Source organism: Streptomyces canus, from assembly GCF_041435015.1.
GTDB classification, from domain to species: domain Bacteria; phylum Actinomycetota; class Actinomycetes; order Streptomycetales; family Streptomycetaceae; genus Streptomyces; species Streptomyces canus_G.
The window spans coordinates 9,639,885-9,660,021 of the sequence record NZ_CP107989.1 but is presented as its reverse complement, the minus strand read 5'-3'; the positions used below and the strand labels follow the sequence as shown (position 1 = coordinate 9,660,021).

The following is a 20,137-nucleotide window of genomic DNA, read 5'->3' as shown; positions in this document are numbered from 1 at the left end:
GCCTGCCTGCGGCACCCCGTTCTTCAACTCCGCCCGTCAGCCCACACCATCCTGCCGTTCCGGAACACATCAGTAACGTGTGGATCCGGCAATACGGCCCGCCCCGCCGCCCGGTGTTCCGCCGCCGCTGCCGGGTCCGTCTCGTCGAGGATCGCCGCGATGCCCTCGTGGGCCAGGGCCTCGGCGTGGCGGTGGCCCAGTTTCGGGGCCAGTTCCAGAGCCTGGTGGTGCAGGCGGAGGGCCTGGTCGGGCAGGCCTGCCAGGCGGCAGGTCTCGCCGTAGGCGCTGAGGAAGTGGATCTTCCAGTGGTCCTCGAACAGTTCGTCCAGCAGCGCGAACGCCTGCTCGTGACGGGTCAGGGCCTCCTCGTAGCGGCCCATCCGGCGCAGGGCGACGCCGAGGCAGTTCAGGCACCAGGCCTCGTTGTGCTGGTGGCCGTCCTCACGGGCCAGCGCGAGCGCCCGGTGGAGGTGGCCGACGGCCTCGTCGGGGTCCTCGTGGGCGATGGCCACGCCCAGCGTGATCAGGGCCGTCAGGGTGGGCGGCCATGCTCCGTCGGCGGGTGGGGCCTCCAGCGCGGTTCGGGCCAACCGTGCCGCCTCCTCGCGGTGTCCCAGTTGCAGCAGCGCCCAGGCCTCGTACGCGGTCGCGTGGGCCGTGCCCATCGAGCAGTCGGCGTCCGCGTACAGCTTCCCCGCCAGCCGGAACAGGCCCAGCGGCTCCTCGACGTATCCCTGGTCCCACGCCAAGTAGCCGCGCCGCATGGTCAGTTCGGCCTCCGAGCGGGTGTCACCGGCCCGCGACACCAGCGGTGCCGCCGCCTCGTACGCGGCACTCGCCTCCGCCATACGGCCCGCGTTGTAGCGGGCGAATCCCAAGTCGCTGTGTGCCTCGGCCAGTTGCAGAGGGTCGTCGAGGCGTTGCGCGGCGGCCAGGGACCGTTCGAAGAGGCCGTTGAGCATCGTGGTGCCGCAGCGCCGGGCGAAGTACGCCCGCATGAAGCGCGGGAGTTCGCACATGTGCCGGTCGGCCCCGGCCTCCTCCGCCGCCTCGAAGGCGGCCAGCAGGTTGAGGTACTCGGTGCCGAACCAGATCAGGGCCGCGATCTTGTCGTCGAAGTGCGGCGGTTCGGCCGGTGGGCGGTCCACGGTGGCCTCGCGGCTCAGGGACAGGAACGGCATCGCGGCATCCGCCGCTGCCGCCGCGTGCACGTAGTAGTCGAGCACCCTGGTCAGCGCCCGGTCCCGTGCCGCCCCGGTGTCCTGCTCCATGGTGGCGTGGCGGGCGTGCTGGTGGACCAGGTCGTGCAGGCGGTAGCGGCCGGCCGCCGGCTGCTGGACGAGGTGCGCGTCCAGCAGGTCCTCCAGCATCTCGCGGGCGCTGCGCAGCGGCACGTCGGCCAGGGCGGCGGCCACGTGCTCGTCGAACGACGACCCCGGCAGCAGACCCAGAAGACGGAACAGCCGGGCCTTGGCACGGTCCAACTGCCGTACGGACATGGCGAACGCGGTGTCGAACTCGCTCGCCCCCTCCGCCATCCGCTCGACGAGGATGCCGACGGTCCAGCCCGGCCGGTGCCGCAGCCGGGCCGCGGCCAGCCTCAGGGCCAACGGCAGACGACCGCACAGGCGCAGGACCTCGGCCGTGGACTCGGGGTCACGGGCCAGGCGCCCTTCGCGGCCGTCGGCCTCGCCGCTGGCGCGGGCCAGCAGCTCGGCGCTCTCCAGGTCGGTCAGCACGTCCAGCGACACCGGAGGGACCTCGTCCAGGCCGAGCAGCCGGTTGCGGCTGGTGATGAGGGCGACGGAGGAGCCGGCGCCGGGCAGCAGCGGGCGGACCTGTTCGGCGTCGGCGGCGTTGTCGAGGACCACGACGGCCCGCCGGTGGGCCAGTTCGGAGCGCCAGCAGGCTGCCAGCTCCTCGACTCCGCCGTCCTGCGGCACCTTCTCGGAGGGCACGTCGAGGGCGGCGAGCAGGGTGCGCAGGGCGCGGTCGGGGTCGAGCGGCTTGCGGCCCTCGGTGAAGCCGTGCAGGTCCAGGTAGAGCTGGGCGTCCGGGTAGTCGGCGGTGAGCCGGTGGGCGGCGTGCACGGCCAGGCAGGTCTTGCCGACGCCCGCCATGCCGTCGACGGCGATCACCCGGCTGCCGCCCAGCCCGTCGAGCACGGCCGTGAGCTGAGCCTCGCGGCCGGTGAAGTCGGGCACGTCCCGCGGGAGGTCGTTGCGGGGCGGGCGCGGGGCACCGGCGGGCGGTGACGGGGGGTGAACCTGGCGACTGGTCTTCGGCGGTGCCGGCAGAGGGCTGGAAGCCCGCTCCCACAGCGGGCGCAGCGGGCGGGGGTCGCGCTGGACGAGGCGGCACAGGGCGATCACCGCGGGCCAGGGCGGAACGGTCTGGCCGCTGAGGTAGCGGGACAGTGACGACGAGCTGATACCCGCGTCCCGCGCGAGGGCCCGTACGCCCCGTTTCGACAGCTCCTGGAGCAGGCGCAGCCGGGCAGCCAGCTCCTCCTGCGGGTCGCCGCCCACCGTCCTGTCGTGCTCAACCACTGCTCCCCCGCTCCCCTGTCCCGCCCCGGCCGAACTCGTTCAGGCCGGATCGTGCCTGTTCAAGGCTGCTTCGGCTGTCCCACGGTGTCCCACGGCCGTCGTCCTGACAAGCCCTCTCGGCTGAGATGGAATCACGCCCCGACGGACGGGGCACAGCCCGACAGAGGAGAGATTCGTGATGCAGTCCCGTATGCAGAACCCCGCCGTCGTCCTGTCCGACGCGATGCAGCCCATCCAGCAGCTCTTCAAGGCCGTGCACTCCGGTGGAGTGGACGGGCAGACGCTGGAGCTGGTGCATCTGCGGGTCAGTCAGATCAACGGCTGCAGCGCCTGTGTCGACGGCGGCGCCAAGACGGCCCGTAAGGCGGGAGTGAGCGACGAGCGGCTGGCCACGGTCGCCGCATGGAGGGAGGCCCCCTACTTCACCGAGGAGGAGCGGGCTGCGCTCGCGCTGGCCGAGGCGGCGACGCGTCTCGCCGACCGTCCCGACGCGGTGAGCGACGACGTCTGGGACACGGCCGCCACCTACTTCGACGAGAAGGAGCTCGCCGCGATCGTCCTGATGATCGGCGTGACGAACCTGTTCAACCGGCTCAACGCCACGACCCGGCAGATCGCCGGCGCGTGGGGGTGAACGGCGCGGCAGTCCGGCGTGAAGATGTCCCCGACCATCCGTAGACCGGGAGGAACCGTCATGGCGGCCAGTACGAGGAAGACGACCAGGAAGACCGAGACGTTCACCGACGAGGAGCGCGCCGCCATGAAGGAGCGCGCCCAGGAGGTGAAGGCGTCGGCGCGCCGCGGCTCGCGTGCCGACAAGGCGGCGGAGGACGAGGCAGCCGTGGTCGCGAAGATCGCCGAGATGGCGGACGGGGACCGGGCCATGGCCGAACGGATCCACGCCGTCGTCAAGGCGAGCGCGCCCGGTCTGGCGCCGAAGCTGTGGTACGGGATGCCCGCGTACGCCAAGGACGGCAAGGTCGTCTGTTTCTTCCAGAGCGCGCAGAAGTTCAACGCGCGGTACGCGACCTTCGGCTTCAACGACAAGGCGAACCTCGACGAGGGCACGATGTGGCCGACCGCCTTCGCGCTCACGAAGCTGACCGCGGCCGACGAGGCGCGGATCGGGGAACTCGTGAAGAGGGCGGCGGGCTGAGGCCCGGGGGCCGCGAACAGGAAGAGGTGTCACAAGGTGGAGCCGACGAACAGCCGACGACCTCAAGGGCTGTTCGTCGGCCTGTGCACGGTGGACGTCATTCAGCTCGTGGACCATGTGCCGGCATCCGACGAGAAACTGACGGCGCGTGAGCAGGTGGTGGCCGCGGGCGGACCTGCCGCGAACGCGGCCGTGACCTTCCGCCATCTGGGTGGCGGGGCCAGGCTGCTCACCGGGATCGGTTCCCATCCGCTGGGAGTCGCGGCAGCGGCGGACCTGCGGAAGCTGGGGGTGAGCGTGTCGGACCTGGCCGCCGATTCGGTCGACCCGCCCGCCGTGTCGTCCATTCTGGTCACCGAGTCGAGCGGGGACCGCGCGGTGGCGTCGACCAACGCGACCGGGTGCCGGCTCACACCGCCCGGCGATCTCGACGCGCTGGTGGCCGCCTGCGACATCGTCGAGTTCGACGGCCACCACATGCAGCTGGCAAAGGCGATCGCCCGCGCCGCGCGTGCTGTCGGCCGGAGGACCGTTCTGGACGGGGGCAGTTGGAAGGCCGGTACGGAGGAGCTGCTGCCGTCGATCGACGTGGCCGTCTGCTCGGACGACTTCCGTCCTCCCGGCACGCACACCCCCGCGGACGTCCTGCGGTTCCTGAGGGAACACGGGGTTGTCTGGTCGGCGGTGAGCCGCGGAGCGCGGCCCATCGAGTGGGTGAGCCCCGAAGGGGGTGGCACCGTGGACGTACCCGCCGTCCGGGTCGCGGACACGCTGGGCGCCGGTGACGTCCTCCACGGGGCGCTCACCCATCACCTCGCCACTCAGGGGGACTTGACCCCGTACGGCTTCGGCGAACCCCTGCGCACCGCAGCGGTGGTGGCCGCACGGGCGTGCGCCTCGTTCGGCACCCGGGCCTGGATGCACGGGCGATGAGGGACATCGGATCTATCCCGTTCCATTGACGCACAGCAACCCCATCTCTATGTTGCAACGCGGGATAGCTCCGATGATTCGCCCTTGCTAAGCCCGCTTGGAGGCACCGTGTCCAGCCCCTCCGCACCCGAGCCGTCCAGACGCACCGTGCTCGCCACCGGATCCGCCCTCGGCGGCACACTCCTGGCGTCGGGCCTGCCTCTCACGCAGGCGACGGCGGCCGACCGGCCCGACACCGCCCCGCCGGCCGGCGACCCCTGGCGCACCGTTCTCGACGACGCCGACCTCGTCTGGCAGCGGATGCCGGCCGCCTGGTACGAAGGTCCCTTCCTCGGCAACGGCCTCCTCGGCTCCGGGATCTACGCCGAACCGGGAGCCGCCTCGACCGCGGTGCGTTTCACCATCCAGCACTCCGAAGTGCAGGACCACCGCCCCGAGTTCGGCTCACTTTTCGGTCTCGCCCGGCTGCCGATCGGGCACTTCACACTGGAGCCGGTGGGTGCGATCACCGGGCTCGACTGGCGGCTGTCGCTGCGCGACGCAGAGTTGACCGGCACGCTCACCACCGACAAGGGCACCTTGGCCCTGCGCGCCCTGATCCACAACGACCGCTCGGTCCTGGCCGTGGAGGTGACCGCGAGCGAGGGTGAGCGCGGCTTCCGGTGGGTGTTCCATCCGGCGGACGCGATCAGCCCGCGGGCCGCCTTCAAGCCGCTGCCGGACGGCTACCAGGGCAATCCGCCCGCCCAGGTCGCCGACCACGACGGGATCACCGCCGCCGTGCAGCCGCTGCTGGCGGGCGGGCAGCACGTCACCGCGTGGCGGGAGCGGACCAGGGGCCGGACCCGGACGCTGTACGCGCACGTCGCGCACTCGCACCCCAGGACCACGGCGCTGGGCCGGGCCCTCACAGCGCTCCGCCGAACGGAACAACTCCCCTACTCCGCCCTGGCGGTGGACCATCGCGCCTGGTGGCACGCCTACTACCGCAAGAGTTTCCTGTCCCTCCCCGACGCCCGTATCCAGCGCTTCTACTGGATCCAGCTGTACAAGACCGCCTCCGCCGCCCGACGCGACGCCCCCGTGATGGCGACGAGCGGACCCTGGCTGGAGCCCACGCCCTGGCCCAACACCTGGTGGAACCTGAACGCCCAACTGGAGTACTGGCTCATCCACGGCTCCAACCATCTCGAACTGGACGCCATCACACGGGCGTTGAGCGAGTTCCGGGACAACCTCGCCCAGGAGACGCCGACGCCCTACCGCGCCGACTCGCTGGGCATCCCGCGCACCACCGATCCCCACCTGGTCAACGGCGCGGCCAGCACCCTCATGGGCTACGGCGTCGGCGTCCCGGGCCAGGACCCTCCCACCCCCGAAGTCGGCAATCTGACCTGGGCGTTGCACAACGTCTGGCTCAGCTACCGGCACACGATGGACAGGTCGATCCTCCAGGACGTCCTGTTCCCCCTGCTGCGCAAGGCGATCAACTACTACCTGCACTTCCTCGAGTCCGGTCCGGACGGCAAGCTGCACCTGCCCGCCACCTTCTCCCCCGAGTACGGCGGCGACTCGCGCGACTGCAACTACGACCTGATGCTCCTGACCTGGGGCTGCCGCACCCTTCTCGAGTCCGCCGAACTCCTCGGCATCGACGACCCGTTGGTGCCCCGCTGGCGCGAGGTGCTGGCGAAACGGGTGCCGTATCCGACGGATGCCAACGGCTTCATGATCGGTGCGGACATCCCCTTCGCGAAGTCGCACCGCCACTACTCCCACCTGCTCGCGGTGTACCCGCTGTACGAGGTCACCGGCCGCACGCCCGACGAACGCGCCCTGATCGAGCGGTCGTTGGCGCACTGGGTGGGCTTCGAAGGTGCCCTGCAGGGCTACACCTTCACCGGCGCCGCCTCCATGTCGGCGCTGCTCGGCAAGGGCGAGGACGCGTTGGGGTACCTCGGCGAGCTGATGACCCGTTTCATCCAGCCCAACACCATGTACCAGGAGTCCGGGCCGGTCATCGAGACACCCCTGTCGGCGGCCCAGTCACTGCACGACATGGTGTGTCAGTCGTGGGGCGGGGTCATCAGGGTGTTTCCCGCGCTGCCCGCCGCCTGGACGGACCTGGTCGTGCACGACTTCCGTACGCAGGGCGCCTTCCTGCTCGGCGCGCGGCGTGAGGACGGCGCCACGCGCTGGGTGCGGCTGCTGAGCGAGGCGGGTGCGCCCTGCGTCGTACGGCACGGGATCGCGGGTCCCGTCGACGTACGCGACGGACGGGGACGCCCCCTCCCTCACATCGACGTCGGCGACGGTGCCGTCCAAGTCGCCCTGCGCAAGGGTGAGTCGGCCCTCATCACCGCCAGGGGCGACCGTCCCGACCTGACGGTCGCGCCCGTGCGCCCGAACGAGGACGCGCCCCGCTGGGGGCTGCCCCGCGTCTGACGGGTCTCACCGCCTGCGGCCCCGGCCGCTCACGGACCAGCCGCTTCCGATGCCGGCCACATGCAGGGCGAGCACCATGAGACCGAGCAGCATGATGTTGGTCGAGGTGAAGGTGTCGTTGGTCGAGATGTCCGCAGCGTTGATCAGAAAGGATATGAAGAACAGGACCGCGGAGATGATGGCGAGCATGGTGCCCGTCCCTTCGATTGTCTGAGGTAGTCACGCTGGGTACAACCCGCATGCCCCCAACTCCCCGGTACATGTGGGGAGAACGTAACGTTCGACCAGTCGGACATCGTTCGAAACCTCTTGACGTCTCCGTACAACGCGATTGACACTCTCGCAACACGACGTCACACAGCCGAAACGGCAGGGTGCCCCCGCCGAGGCCCCGCCACGCCTCAGCAGGGAACCCCACATGACGTACTTCGCACGTCCGCGCACCCGCGCGAGACGCTGGGCCGACCGCCTCGCCGGTCTGACCGCCGCCTCACTGCTCCTGGGCCTCGCCGCACCCATGGTCCCCGCCCAGGCGGCGGACACCGCGGACGTCACGGACGGCCTGGCCCTCTGGTACAAGCTGGACGGCGCCTCGGGCACTACCGTCACCGACGCCTCCGGCCACGGCCGCGACGGCAGGCTGAACGGGACCGCCGACTGGTCGGACCCCGCTCAGGGGCTCGCCTTCAACGGCTCCGACACCTCCATCAAGGTGCCGGACGACGTCATGAAAGGCATGGACTCGATCACCGTCTCCACGGACGTGCTGATCGACTCCGCACAGACCACGCCGTACTTCATCTACGGCTTCGGCAACTCCAGCGGCGGCACCGGCAACGGGTACCTGTTCGCCACCGGCAACTCCCTGCGCACCTCGATCGCGACCGGCAACTGGTCGACCGAGCAGACCACGAAGCCCTCCGACTCGCACAACCTCACGCGCGCGGTGTGGAAGCAGCTCACCTACACCCAGACCGGCACCACCGGTGTCCTGTACGAGGACGGCGTCGAGGTCGGCCGCAACACCGCGGTCACCATCACGCCCGGTGCCATCGGCTCGGGAACCACCACCGCCAACTACATCGGCAAGTCGGTCTACTCCGGCGACAAGCTCTTCAAGGGCCGGATCCGTGATTTCCGGGTATACGACCGGGCCCTCGCGGCCTCCGAGGTCGAGCAGCTCTCCCTGCCCGTCGCCGGCCAGGGTGTCTCCGACGACAAGGCCGCACTGAGCCTCGGCGACACCAGCGCTGTCACGGCCGACCTGGACCTGCCGAAGACCGGCACGGCCGGCGGCTCCACCATCACCTGGGCCAGCGACAACCCGGACGTGGTGAGCGGCTCCGGCAAGGTGACCCGCCCCGCCGCCGGTGAACCGGACGGCCACGCCACGCTCACGGCCACCCTCAAGAGGGGTCCCGTGACCGACACCAAGGGCTTCGACGTCACGGTCCTGCCGGACTTCGACGACGCGACGGCCACTCGGCAGGCCGCCGAGGCGCTCAGCGTCCACAACCTCGACGACGTGCGCGGCAACCTCACCCTCCCGGCCGCGGGTGCCTACGGCACCACCGTCTCCTGGACCTCCGCCGACGAGGACGTCATCGGGGCCGACGGCGTGGTCCACCGCCCCGCGCACGGCGACGGCGCCACGACCGTCGAGCTGACCGCCACCGTTTTCAAGGGCGACGCGAGGACCACCCGCGTCCTCACCGCCAAGGTCCCCGAGCTCCCCGCGAAACAAGCCCTCAAGGGCTACATGTTCAGCTACTTCACGGGTGAGGGCACCTCGGACGGCGAGCAGCTCTACGCCGCGCTCAGCAAGGGCGACAACCCCATGAAGTGGCGGGAGTTGAACGACGGCAAGCCGGTCCTGACCTCCACGCTCGGCGAGAAGGGCCTGCGCGACCCGTTCATCATCCGCTCCCCCGAGGGCGACAAGTTCTACCAGATCGCCACCGACCTCAGGATCTACGGCAACGGCGACTGGGACGCCTCCCAGCGCACCGGCAGCAAGTCCGTCATGGTCTGGGAGTCCACCGACCTGGTCCACTGGACGAACCAGCGGCTGGTCAAGGTCTCCCCCGACAGCGCGGGCAACACCTGGGCGCCGGAGGCGTTCTACGACGCGAAGCTCGGCGAGTACGTGGTCTTCTGGGCGTCGAAGCTGTACGACAACGAGGCGCACTCCGGCGACACGTACAACCGCATGATGTACGCGACCACCCGGGACTTCTACTCGTTCAGCGAGCCCAAGGTCTGGATCGACCGCGGCTACTCGGTCATCGACTCCACGATGATCCAGAACGACGGCACCTACTACCGTCTGTCGAAGGACGAGCGGAACAACAGCTCCTCCACGCCCAACAGCAAGTTCATCTTCGAGGAGAAGAGCGACTCGATCCTGAACCCGTCCTGGACCGCGGTCGCGGAGGGCATCGGCAAGGGCGCGATGAACGCCGCCGAGGGGCCGCTGGTGTTCAAGTCGAACACCGAGGAGAAGTGGTACGCCTTCCTCGACGAGTTCGGCGGTCGCGGATACATTCCCTTCGAGACGACCGACCTCGACTCCGGCAACTGGACCCCGGTCGCGGACTACGACCTGCCGGCCAAACCGCGTCACGGCACCGTCCTGCCGGTCACCCAGGCCGAGTACGACCGCCTCCTGCGCTCCTACCAGCCGGACCAACTCGTCGAGAGCGTCGAGAACACTGCCGTGAAGACGCGGATCGGCGAGGCTCCGGTCCTGCCGGCCACCGTGATCGCCACGTACGCCGACGGAGTCAAGCGCCCCGTCGCGGTCACCTGGGAGGACGTCCCGGCGTCGACGTACGCCCAGGCGGGCACCTTCATCGTCACCGGCAGTCTGCCCGACGGCGCGGCGATCCCGCTCCAGGCCAACGTCACCGTCTCCGAGGAGGGACCCGACGTCCCGGCCGACCTGCTCCTGCACTACGGCTTCGACGAGTCGAGCGGCAACATCGCGGTCGACTCCAGCGGCCACGGCTACCACGGCACCTATGCCGGTACGCCCGCCTTCGGCACGGGCGTGCAGGGCGGCTCCTTCAAGATGTCGGGAGACGCGACCGGGTCGCCGTACGTCAGGATCCCGAACGGTGTGCTGAAGAACGCCGACAGTGTGACCGTGTCGACGTACGCCAAGTGGAAGGGTGGCAGCAGCTTCCAGTGGCTGTTCGGGCTCGGTCCGGACAGCGACAAGTACCTGTTCGCGACCCCCTCCAACGGCGGCAACAGCCTCTACTCGGCCATCACGAAGGCGAGTTGGTCGGCGGAGTCGAAGCTGACGGCCGGCTCACAGCTCACACCGGGCGAGTGGCGGCACGTCACCGTCACCCTGGACGGGGCGACCGGCACGATGGTCCTCTACGTCGACGGCGTCGAGGCGGCCCGTACGACGACGACCATCAAGCCGTCCGAACTGTACGACGCGAACAAGGACTACAGCGGCTACATCGGCAGGTCCCTGTACGCGGGCGACCCGGCCTTCGGCGGCGAGGTCGACGACTTCCGCATCTACGACCGGGCCCTGACGGCCGCAGAGGTGATGGAGCTCAGCGGCAACACCGCGGGCATCGCCAAGGCCACGCACCCTGCGCTCAAGGTCGACGCGATCGTCGACAACGCGGACAGCAAGGTCACCCTGCCGATGAAGGAGGGCACCGATCTCACCGCGCTGGCACCGGGGTTCACCCTGGCCCACGGTGCGGCGATCAGCCCCGCCTCCGGCAGCGTGCACGACTTCAGCAAGCCGGTGACGTATGAGGTGACCGGCTCCGACGGCAAGAAGCGCACCTGGACGGTCTCCGCGCTCGTGATGAAGAGCCCGGTCCTGCCGGGGCTCAACGCCGACCCGAACATCGTGCGGTTCGGCGACACCTTCTACATCTATCCGACGACCGACGGCTTCGAGGGCTGGAGCGGCACGCAGTTCAAGGCGTACTCCTCCACCGACCTGGTCCACTGGAAGGACCACGGCGTCATCCTCGACCTCGGTCCCGACATCTCGTGGGCGGACAGCAGGGCCTGGGCGCCGACGATCGCCGAGAAGGACGGGAAGTACTACTTCTACTTCTGCGCCGACGCCAACATCGGTGTCGCGGTGTCCGACTCGCCGACCGGACCCTTCAAGGACGCACTGGGCCGACCGCTGCTCAAGGCGGGCCAGTTCAGCGGCCAGATGATCGACCCGGCCGTGTTCACCGACGACGACGGTCGGTCGTACCTCTACTGGGGCAACGGGCACGCCTATGTGGCCCCGCTGAACGCCGACATGACGTCCCTCGACCTCACGAAGATGAAGGACATCACGCCCAGCGGCTACAACGAGGGCTCCTTCGTCATCAAGCGCAAGGGCACCTACTACCTCACGTGGTCGGAGAACGACACCCGCGACGAGAACTACCGTGTCGCCTACGCCACCGGCCCCTCCCCCACCGGCCCCTGGACCAAGCGGGGCGTGATCCTGGAGAAGGACCTCTCGCTCGGCATCAAGGGCCCCGGTCACCATTCGGTCGTCCACGTGCCGGGCACTGACGACTGGTACATCGCCTATCACCGGTTCGCCATCCCCGGCGGTGACGGCATGCACCGCGAAACGACCGTCGACAAGCTGGAGTTCGACTCCGACGGCCTGATCAAGAAGGTCGTGCCCACCCTGACGAGCATCGACCCGGTGAGCATCGTGCACGCCGGCGAGGACGTCGGCGGGACGGAGGGCGACGCGATCGCGCTGCACGGCACGATCTCCGGTGCGGGCAGCCCGAAGTGGGCCGTCGAGGAGGGGGCGCCCTGCTCCTTCGCCGACCCCGGCTCGGCCGCGACGACGCTCACGTGCACCGACAACGGCACCTACACGGTCACCCTCACGGGCGGGCGCAGCAAGGACACGGCGACGGTCGAGGTGGCCAACGCGGCGCCCGCCGTCGTCTCCGCCACCGGTCCGCAGTCCGCCGTGCCGGTCGGCAAGCGCACAGTCGTCACGGCCGAGTTCACCGACCCGGGCACGAGTGACACCCACACCTGCGTGGTCGACTGGAAGGACGGGAGCGCGCCGCAGACTGGCACGGTCACCGCGTCCGGCTGCCGCGCCGAACACCCTTACACCAAGGCCGGGATCCGCCGTCCGGTGATCACCGTCACCGACGACGACGGCGCCTCGGACAGCAGGACGTTCCCCGAGCTGATCGCCTACGACCGCTCCGCCGGTCCCGCGCTCGGCACCGGAGCCCTCGGCTCCCCGGCCGGCGCCTACCCCGCCAAGCCGGCCCTGACGGGCAAGGCCGCCTTCTCGTTCGCCGCGGCCTACCTGCCGGGAGCCTCGGCGCCCGTCGGCGAGGCCTCCTTCGACTTCGGCCCGGCCAGGCTGAAGTTCCGTTCGGCCAGCTCCGACTGGCTCGTCATCACCGGCTCCCGGGCTGTCTACCAGGGGTCCGGCACGGTCGACGGCAAGAGCGGATACGGCTTCCGGATCACCGCCACCGATGCCCCGGACACCTTCCACCTCAGGATCTGGAAGAAGTCCGGCGGTGAGGTCGTCTACGACAACGTCACCGGATCGAAGATCACCGGCATCATCGCCGTCGGCTGGAGTCACCGGTAGAACCCGGCCCCGCCACCATGCCGAGCCCCGCCGACAGACACTTCGTCGGCGGGGTTCGGCATGGACATCTGTTCACGGACATGGCCCATTAACCCCTGCGCAACCTCTTTCGCGCGGAGGAACCTCGTGGCATGCTCACCGCCCAACGCAGTTATGAACGTCGTTCACATCCATGAAACGCACATGGGAAGGGCGAACGGACATGAGCAATGCGCACACGAGCCCCATGGGTCCTGGGCATGTCATGGGCATGACCAGGCGAACCCTGCTGGGAAGCGCGGTCGCCGTAGCGGCCTGCGCCGTCAGCGCGCCGACCGCGCAAGCCGCCGAAGTCCCGGCACTGTGGCGGGAATTCAGCAGGACTCCTCTCACCCATCCACAGATCCCGTTCGTCGGCCGCGCCGGATGCCGCGGCGGGGCGACACGCCTTCCGCGCCACCGAGTCGTCGCCGACGTACGCGACTTCGGCGCCGTGGCGGACGGGACGACCGACTCCGCCCCCGCGATCAACCGTGCCATCGCCGCGGCCGGAAGGGCCGGCGGTGGCACGGTCACCATTCCGCCGGGCACGTTCCGCATCGACGACGTGATCCGCGTGAACCGCTCGAACGTGGTGCTCAAGGGCGCCGGCAGCGGTCGTACGACGCTGTACGCGACGAAGAACCTCACCGAGCTGATCGGGACCTACGGCTCCCGCTACGGAGGGGACAAGTCGTCCTGGTCATGGGCGGGCGGACTGATCTGGCTGGCGCCCCGGACCCGCTGGGAATCGCTCGTCGCCGCGATCAGGGCCAAGGCGTGGCCCTTCGAGGGCTGGACGGGCAACCGGCGCGACGAGTGGCGGACGCTCACCGCGCTCGCCCCGGCACGACAGGGCTCCTGGACGGTGACGGCCGCCGACACCTCCTCACTGCGTCCCGGTGCCCTGGTCCTCCTCCGGCTCGCGGACGACGCGGACCACACCCTCCTGGAGCACATGTGCGGCGGCGGGCCCGGCCCCGAGACCTACGTCTGGGACGACAAGACGAAACTGACGTCGTACGTCCCCTACGAATGGCCCGTCCGCATCGCCCGCGTCCACGGCCGCAAGGTCACCCTCGAACGGCCACTCCCGCTCGACCTGCGCCCCGAGTGGTCCCCGCAACTGACCACACACGTGACCGAGTTGAGCGGATCGGGCGTCGAGGGCCTGACCCTGGAGGCGCCCGACACCCCACAGCAGCCGCACCTGCTGGACAAGGGGCACAACGGCGTCGTGCTGCAGTGCGCGTACGACTGCTGGCTGGACGACGTGACGGTCCGCCATGTCGACAACGGCTTCGGCCTGGTGGCCGCCTCCGGCTGCACTCTGCGCCAGACGCGCGTGGCGGGCCGCGGCTCCCATCACCCCTACTTCTGCCGCGAGGGGTCGCACGACAACCTCGTCGAGGACTTCACGATCGAGGAGCGCACCAGCCCCGCGCCCGCGGGCACCCAACTGCACGGCATCAACGTCGAGGGGCTGTCGTCGTACAACGTCTGGTCGCGCGGCGACATGCGCATGGGTACCTTCGACAGCCATCGCGGCCTGCCCTTCGCCAATGTCCGCACCGACATCACCCTGAACAACAACGGCCGCCACGGCGGTGACGCGAGCGCGGGTCCCCTCTTCGGCGCCCGGTTCACGCACTGGAACATCCGCGTCACCAACGGCCGCGCCGGGCTGGTGAAGATCGACGGTCTGGCGCCGTACTCCGCGACCGTCGGCATCGACGAGGTCAGGGAGTTCGACCAGATCGACGTCCCCGACTTCACGGGTGATCTGCACACCCGCCTTGAGCTGTACGGCAGTTCGGGATCGGTGCGGCCACGGAACCTGTACGAGGCCCAGCGCCGGCTGAACGGAGCGGGTCGATGAGCGCGCGGTCCCGCTGGTGGGTCGTCCTTCCGACAGCCCTGGCCGCGCTCACGACTGGGCTCTGCGGACCGGTGGCGGCACAGACCGCGCCCCCGCCGCACACCGCGGTCCTGGACGGTGCGCGTCTGCAGCAGACGAAGGCCCGGCTCCATCGTGGTGATCCGCAACTGCGGCGCGCGGTCAAGGCGTTGACGGTCCGCGCCGACAAGTGGCTGGACCAGGGCCCCTGGACGGTCGTCGACAAGCCCAGGCCCGCTCCCGGCGGCGACGTCCACGACTACCTCAGCCAGGCCCCGTACTGGTGGCCCTCCCAGACCCCGACCGCCGACAACCCATGGGGCTGCCCGTACGTCCAGCGTGACGGCGAGCGCAATCCCGAGGTCGACTCCGGCACCGACCGTCAGGACGTCGAGAAGACCTTCGACTCCGCCTACGACCTCACCCTCGCCTGGTACTACACCGGGGAGAAGCGGTACGCACGGAAGGCCGGGCAGGTGCTGCGCACCTGGTTCCTCGACCCGGCCACCAGGATGAACCCCCATCTGGACCACGCGCAGTTCATCCCCTGCAAGTACGACGGGCGGGCCATCGGCATCATCGACTTCTCGCAGTCCTACACCAGCGTCCTCGACGCGCTCGCCCTGCTGGACACCGGCGCTCCGGGCTGGAGCGGGAAGGACCGCACCGGCATGACGGAGTGGAACACCGCCTTCCTCGGCTGGCTCAAGGACAGTGACTTCGGCAAGCAGGAGGCGGCCGCCGCGAACAACCACGGGACCTTCTACGACATGCTGCTCGCCGGCCTCGCCTACGCGACCGGCGACAAGGCCCTGGCCCGCCGCACGGTCCTGGACGCCCGCGGCAAGCGCATCGCGCCGCAGATCGCGGCCGACGGCAGCCAGCCCCAGGAGCTGACCCGCACCCGGAGCTGGCACTACTCGACCTTCGACCTGGTCGCCTACACCCGGCTGGCGGCCATCGGCCGGCATGTCGGGGTCGATCTGTGGGCGTACCGAGGCCCGGACGGCCAGAGCCTGTTCAAGGCGGTGGACTATCTGTTGCCCGCCGCGACCGCAGCCGCCGCGTGGCCCCATCCGGAGCTGGAGTTCCGCCGGTACGCGGCGACCGACGTCGTGCACGCGGCCGCCGACGCGGACGACACACGGGCGCGCAGAGCTGTTCCGCTGCTGGAGGCACCACCGGGCGGCGACCTGTGGGCGCTGCGTCCGGCGGCGGAACAGCTGGACTCCATCGCGGGGTGAGAGCCCCCTTCAGGCACAAACCTGGGTGCCCCCTATGGGGCGGGACCGTCGCGGGGGTCACCCGATCTTGCGGCCGACCCCCGCGTACACCCAGTACTCCGACGGGTTCTCCGGGATGTCCTCGTTCTCGTCCGGACGCCACAGGGGTACGTGGACCAGGCCCGGTTCGGTCAGCTCGAAGCCGGTGAAGAGGTCCTGGATCTCCTGGTGGGAGCGGACGGTGACCGGTGAGGTGGCCCGGGAGCGGTACAGCTGGGTGACCGCGGCGGCCGTGGCGGGGCGGTCCTGGTTGGTGGCGTGGGACAGGGCCAGCCAGCTGCCCTCGGGCAGGGCGTCCCGGAAGGCGGCGACGATGCCGGCCGGGTTCTCCTCGGGCGCGACGAAGTGCAGGATCGCGACCATGAGAACGGCGACCGGCTGGTCGAAGTCGATCAGCTTGCGCACCTGCGGCGAGGCCAGGACGTCGGCCGGCCGCCGGATGTCGGCGTCGACGATGTCGGCGTACGGGTTGTCGGCGAGCAGGGTGGTGCTGTGGGCGACGGCCACCGGGTCCTTGTCGACGTAGACCACCCGGGCCTGCGGGCTCGCCGCCTGGGCCACCTCGTGGACGTTGCCCTGCGTCGGGATCCCCGAGCCGAGGTCGATGAACTGCCGGACACCGGACCGGGCCAGGAAGCGCACCGCCCGCCCCAGGAAGGCGCGGTTGGCACGGGCCAGCGTGCGCACCTGGGGGTCGATGGCCGTGACGGCCGCCACCGCCTCCCGGTCGATGGCGAAGTTGTGCTCCCCGCCCAGCATCGCGTCGTACATCCGGGCTACGCTCGCCTTGTCCGGATCGGTCCCTGGCGGCAGAGCATCCGTGTCGGTCACCAGAACGTCCTTTCCCAACAAGGCACTTGACGACTCATCATATAGTTGCCGTCGACGCCTGGCGATCAGTTGTCCCGCGCCGGGCGCCCGGACCCCCACCCGGAAAGGCACCACGACCCTGCGGAACGAACCGCACAGCCGCTCCGACGACACCCCCGCCGCCGTGCCCCCGCCCCGTCGGTCGGCCTTCTCCCCCGCGGCCGACGTCATCGGCTCGGAACTCGACCTGGGGCTGACCGGCAGCCATGTCGTGCACGCGCTGACGCCCGGCTTCTGCGACGCGGCGTCCCTCTATCTGCTGGAGCGGTGGCGGCGCGAGGAGACCACGTACGCCGGCGCGGACCCCGCCCAGATCGAGGCCCGCAGACTGGCCCTGCGCGTGGGCACGGACGCGCCCGAGTCCTGGGAGCGCACCCTGCCGGTCGGCGAGGTGCTCGTCTTCCCCCGCGAGACCCCGTACGCCCGCGCCCTGGTCGACGGACACGCGCAGTTGCTCGACTCGGTCGACGACCACACGGCCGAGCGGCTCGCCGCCTCCGTCGATGAGGACGCGCGCATCGGCGAACTCCTCAAGACGCGCTCCTTCCTCGTGGTGCCGCTGCGGCTGCGCGGCGGCGCGATCGGCTTCGTCGCCTGCTCCCGCGGACCGGACCGCGGGCCGTTCCTGACCGCGGAGATCGCGGCCGTGGAATCGCTGGCCGCGCGGGCCTCGGTCGCCCTGGACAACGCGCGCCGCTACGAGCACGAGCGGCGCACCGCCCTGGCCATCCGGGGCAGCCTGCTGCCGGGCACGATCCAGGAGGTCGAGGGCTGCCGCATCGCCCACGGCTCCCTGCCCGCCGGACAGGGCTCGATCATCGGCGGTGACTGGTTCGATGTGCTGAGACGGCCGGACGACCGGGTCAGCCTGATCGTCGGGGACGCCATGGGGCACGGGCCGGAATCGGCCGTGGCGATGATCCAACTGCGCACCGCGGTACGCACGCTGGCCGGTCTCGACATCCCCGCCGTCGATCTCGTACGACGGCTCGACGCGCTCGCCAGCGACACCCCGGGCGCGTCCTTCGCCACCTGCATCTACGCCGAGTGGGACGCCCGGCGCGGCACCTGCACCCTCGTCGGTGCCGGTCACCCTCCGCCACTGCTGCGCGGCCCGGACGGCCGGACCGCTCCGGTCACGCTGGTCGGCGCGGGCCTGCCGCTCGGTCTCGGTGCGGGCGCCTACGAGCCCACCGTGCTGAGCATCGACGAGCCCGCGCTGCTCGTGCTCTACAGCGACGGTCTGGTCGAGTCGCGGGACGCCGACATAGACCACGAGATCGCCCGCCTCGCCCGGGCTGTCGACGCGGCCGCCGTCGACCACGACCCGCTGCACTCCCTGTGCAGACGGCTGCTCAACGCCCCCTCCGATCCGGCCGGCGCGGACGACCGCACCCTGCTCCTCGCCGAACTCACACCCACCAAGGGCTAGGGCCCGTCCGGCGGATCATCCCGGCGTCGCGGGCCCGGCTCGGCCGGTAGGCACTGTTTCTTTCAGCCGGCCTGATCGGCCGGACAGGCCCTGGTTCAGGCCGTCAGATTCGCCCATACCGCGTTGCCGCCGGTGAGTCTCGAGCGGTCCACCCCCCAGGTGTCCGCGAGCTGCTCCACGAGGAACAGTCCGCGCCCGCCCTCGTCGTCGAGCCCCGCCCGGCACCGGCGCAACGTGGGGCCCGAGTGGTCGTGGTCGTGCACCTCCAGCCGGAGGATCCCGTCGGTGACCAGCCCGATGCCGCACAGGATGCGCGCGCTGAGGGTGTGGCACACGGCGTTGGTGGCCAGTTCGGACAGGAGCAGCACCGCGTCCGAGCAGAGCTCGCCCGGCAGGCTCCAGGCCTTGAGCCGGGTGCCGACGGAGCGCCGGGCGACACCGACGCTGGAGCGGTGGGCGGGAAGTTCGATCCAGTGGGTTCGTTCCTGGTCCACGGCGTCTAACAGCTGCGGGGACGAGGTCGTGTGGGGGGACACGGTGTTGGCCTTCCGTGGGGGCGGCGGGCGCGGCCGGGCGAGCAGCATCGGGGGCGGGGGATGACAACACGCCACAGGGTGGGGACGGTTGACGTCACCGTGCTCGCGTTCGGCGGCACGGTTTACACAAGTCATCATGCTCGCACCCAAGTTCAACCTGCAACCAGCTCCCTGATAATTTCAGAAAGCCGATATCCGTCTGGTGGCGTCATCAAGTCGCTGTCAGACTCGAGTCGGTGACAGCCCCTCAGGAGGTCGGGACGTGAGCGAAGGCCGTACGAGCGCCGGTGGCACCAGTGCTCCCACCGTGCTGCGCATGATCCTGGGCCGGCGTCTGCAGGAGCGGCGCCAGGGCGCGGGGGCCTCGCTGGAGGACGCGGCCAGGGCCCTGAGGGTGACGTCCCTGACGATCCGCCGTCTGGAGAAGGCGGAGGTCGCCCTCAAGCCGCTCTACGTGGAGAAGCTGCTGGAGACCTACGGGGCGGACGGGCAGGAGATCGAGGAGTTCGTCGAGCTCGCCGAGCGGGCCAACGAGCCCGGCTGGTGGCACACCTACCGGGACGTCCTGCCGAACTGGTTCAGCGCCTACGTCAGCCTGGAGGCCGGGGCCAGGACCCTGCGCGCCTACGAGCCCCACTACGTCACGGGGCTGCTCCAGACCCACGCCTACGCGCGCGCCGTCCTGCGCGGCGGGTTCCCGGGCGAGTCCGAGGAGGACCTGGGGCGGCGTGTGGACCTGCGGCTGCGCCGCCAGAGCCTGCTGGACAGACCCGGCGCGCCCACGCTGTGGGTGGTGATGGAGGAGGCCGTACTGCACCGGGTGGTCGGCGGCCCGGAGGTCATGCGGGAGCAGATCGACCGGCTCCTGGAGGTCTCGGAGCTGGAGCACGTCAGTGTCGATGTGGTGCCGTTCACCGCGGGCGCCCACGTGGGAGCGTGCGCCCCGTTCACCTACTTCCGTTTCGAGGAGCGGGAGCTGCCGGACATCGTGTACACCGAGGTCCTCTCGGGCGCGATGTACCTGGACCAGCGGGCGGACGTGTCGGCGCATCTGGAGGCGCACAACCGCATGTCCCTGCTGAGCTCGGACGCGGACAGCAAGGCGCTGCTGAACCGCATGCGCAAGGAGTACTCATGACCACCACCGACTCTCATGTCTACAACGGGATGCCGGCCACCGACCTGGGCGAGCAGGGCTGGGAGTCCCCGTGGAGCGGGCCCAACGGCGGCCAGTGCGTCCAGACGAAGCTGCTGGCCGACGGCCGGGTGGCGCTGCGCCAGTCGACCGATCCGGCCGGACCCGCGCTGATCTACACCCCGCAGGAGATCGCCGCATTCGTCACAGGCATCAAACAAGGCCTCGCCGACCACCTCATGGCCGGCTGAACCACGACCCGA

Annotated in this window: 14 protein-coding genes; 10 read left to right on the top strand and 4 right to left on the bottom strand. The window is 70.3% G+C overall.

The genetic code is table 11. The features are described 5' to 3' along the window. Nucleotides 1-23: 23 nt before the first annotated feature. A complete protein-coding gene (locus OG841_RS43985; RefSeq protein WP_371569948.1) occupies nt 24-2,549 on the bottom strand; it encodes a tetratricopeptide repeat protein in 2,526 nt (841 codons plus the stop codon). A 178-nt stretch (nt 2,550-2,727) separates the two neighbouring features. Here OG841_RS43985 and OG841_RS43980 point away from each other — a divergent pair, with 178 nt between their 5' ends. The 4 genes from OG841_RS43980 (at nt 2,728) to OG841_RS43965 (ending at nt 7,083) form a co-directional block, all read left to right on the top strand. Next, nucleotides 2,728-3,183: a carboxymuconolactone decarboxylase family protein gene (locus OG841_RS43980; RefSeq protein WP_328643441.1), complete on the top strand. Its 456-nt coding sequence runs from the start codon at nt 2,728-2,730 to the stop codon at nt 3,181-3,183. A 60-nt stretch (nt 3,184-3,243) separates the two neighbouring features. Further along, on the top strand, nt 3,244-3,705 hold the full coding sequence (locus tag OG841_RS43975; RefSeq protein WP_328636242.1) for an iron chaperone: 462 nt from the start codon (nt 3,244-3,246) through the stop codon (nt 3,703-3,705). 36 nt (nt 3,706-3,741) lie between these two features. Further along, nucleotides 3,742-4,638, top strand: coding sequence for a PfkB family carbohydrate kinase (locus OG841_RS43970; RefSeq protein WP_365120389.1), 897 nt, complete (start codon nt 3,742-3,744; stop codon nt 4,636-4,638). Nucleotides 4,639-4,746: 108 nt separating this feature from the next. Further along, the gene (locus OG841_RS43965; RefSeq protein WP_328636244.1) at nt 4,747-7,083 is read left to right on the top strand and encodes a glycosyl hydrolase family 95 catalytic domain-containing protein; all 2,337 of its coding nucleotides are present in this window, start codon (nt 4,747-4,749) and stop codon (nt 7,081-7,083) included. A 6-nt stretch (nt 7,084-7,089) separates the two neighbouring features. Here the strand turns inward: OG841_RS43965 and OG841_RS43960 are convergent, their stop codons facing one another. Further along, a complete protein-coding gene (locus tag OG841_RS43960; protein WP_057614055.1) occupies nt 7,090-7,272 on the bottom strand; it encodes a hypothetical protein in 183 nt (60 codons plus the stop codon). Between the two features lie 229 nt (nt 7,273-7,501). On the opposite strand from OG841_RS43960, the gene OG841_RS43955 reads away from it, so the two are divergent. The 3 genes from OG841_RS43955 (at nt 7,502) to OG841_RS43945 (ending at nt 15,862) form a co-directional block, all read left to right on the top strand. Beyond that, a complete protein-coding gene (locus tag OG841_RS43955; protein WP_365120385.1) occupies nt 7,502-12,703 on the top strand; it encodes a family 43 glycosylhydrolase in 5,202 nt (1,733 codons plus the stop codon). Between the two features lie 244 nt (nt 12,704-12,947). Next, the gene (locus tag OG841_RS43950; protein ID WP_365120518.1) at nt 12,948-14,600 is read left to right on the top strand and encodes a glycosyl hydrolase family 28-related protein; all 1,653 of its coding nucleotides are present in this window, start codon (nt 12,948-12,950) and stop codon (nt 14,598-14,600) included. Beyond that, complete coding sequence (locus OG841_RS43945) at nt 14,597-15,862, top strand: alginate lyase family protein (RefSeq protein ID WP_365120383.1); 1,266 nt, start codon at nt 14,597-14,599, stop codon at nt 15,860-15,862. The genes OG841_RS43950 and OG841_RS43945 overlap by 4 nt, the downstream gene beginning before the upstream one ends. Before the next feature lie 57 nt (nt 15,863-15,919). Here the strand turns inward: OG841_RS43945 and OG841_RS43940 are convergent, their stop codons facing one another. Beyond that, nucleotides 15,920-16,732, bottom strand: a complete 813-nt coding sequence (locus OG841_RS43940) for an SAM-dependent methyltransferase (protein ID WP_365120380.1) — start codon at nt 16,730-16,732, stop codon at nt 15,920-15,922. Nucleotides 16,733-16,895: 163 nt separating this feature from the next. Between OG841_RS43940 and OG841_RS43935 the strand changes: the two genes are divergently transcribed. After that, on the top strand, nt 16,896-18,203 hold the full coding sequence (locus OG841_RS43935; RefSeq protein WP_328636248.1) for a PP2C family protein-serine/threonine phosphatase: 1,308 nt from the start codon (nt 16,896-16,898) through the stop codon (nt 18,201-18,203). 95 nt (nt 18,204-18,298) lie between these two features. Here the strand turns inward: OG841_RS43935 and OG841_RS43930 are convergent, their stop codons facing one another. Then, entirely contained in the window at nt 18,299-18,697 is a 399-nt protein-coding gene (locus OG841_RS43930) for an ATP-binding protein (protein ID WP_328636249.1), read from the bottom strand. A 304-nt stretch (nt 18,698-19,001) separates the two neighbouring features. Between OG841_RS43930 and OG841_RS43925 the strand changes: the two genes are divergently transcribed. Further along, complete coding sequence (locus OG841_RS43925; RefSeq protein WP_328636250.1) at nt 19,002-19,877, top strand: helix-turn-helix domain-containing protein; 876 nt, start codon at nt 19,002-19,004, stop codon at nt 19,875-19,877. Continuing rightward, a complete protein-coding gene (locus OG841_RS43920) occupies nt 19,874-20,125 on the top strand; it encodes a DUF397 domain-containing protein (protein ID WP_371569942.1) in 252 nt (83 codons plus the stop codon). Before OG841_RS43925 ends, OG841_RS43920 begins: the two co-directional genes overlap by 4 nt. The last annotated feature ends 12 nt before the right edge of the window (nt 20,126-20,137 follow it).

Excerpts from the sequence above, each read along its gene's own strand:
- OG841_RS43960 (WP_057614055.1), bottom strand. The coding sequence starts at position 7,272 with ATGCTCGCCATCATCTCCGCGGTCCTGTTCTTCATATCCTTTCTGATC.
- OG841_RS43980 (WP_328643441.1), top strand. The coding sequence starts at position 2,728 with ATGCAGTCCCGTATGCAGAACCCCGCCGTCGTCCTGTCCGACGCGATG.
- OG841_RS43955 (WP_365120385.1), top strand. The coding sequence starts at position 7,502 with ATGACGTACTTCGCACGTCCGCGCACCCGCGCGAGACGCTGGGCCGAC.
- OG841_RS43945 (WP_365120383.1), top strand. The coding sequence starts at position 14,597 with ATGAGCGCGCGGTCCCGCTGGTGGGTCGTCCTTCCGACAGCCCTGGCC.
- OG841_RS43920 (WP_371569942.1), top strand. The coding sequence starts at position 19,874 with ATGACCACCACCGACTCTCATGTCTACAACGGGATGCCGGCCACCGAC.
- OG841_RS43950 (WP_365120518.1), top strand. The coding sequence starts at position 12,948 with ATGGGCATGACCAGGCGAACCCTGCTGGGAAGCGCGGTCGCCGTAGCG.
- OG841_RS43975 (WP_328636242.1), top strand. The coding sequence starts at position 3,244 with ATGGCGGCCAGTACGAGGAAGACGACCAGGAAGACCGAGACGTTCACC.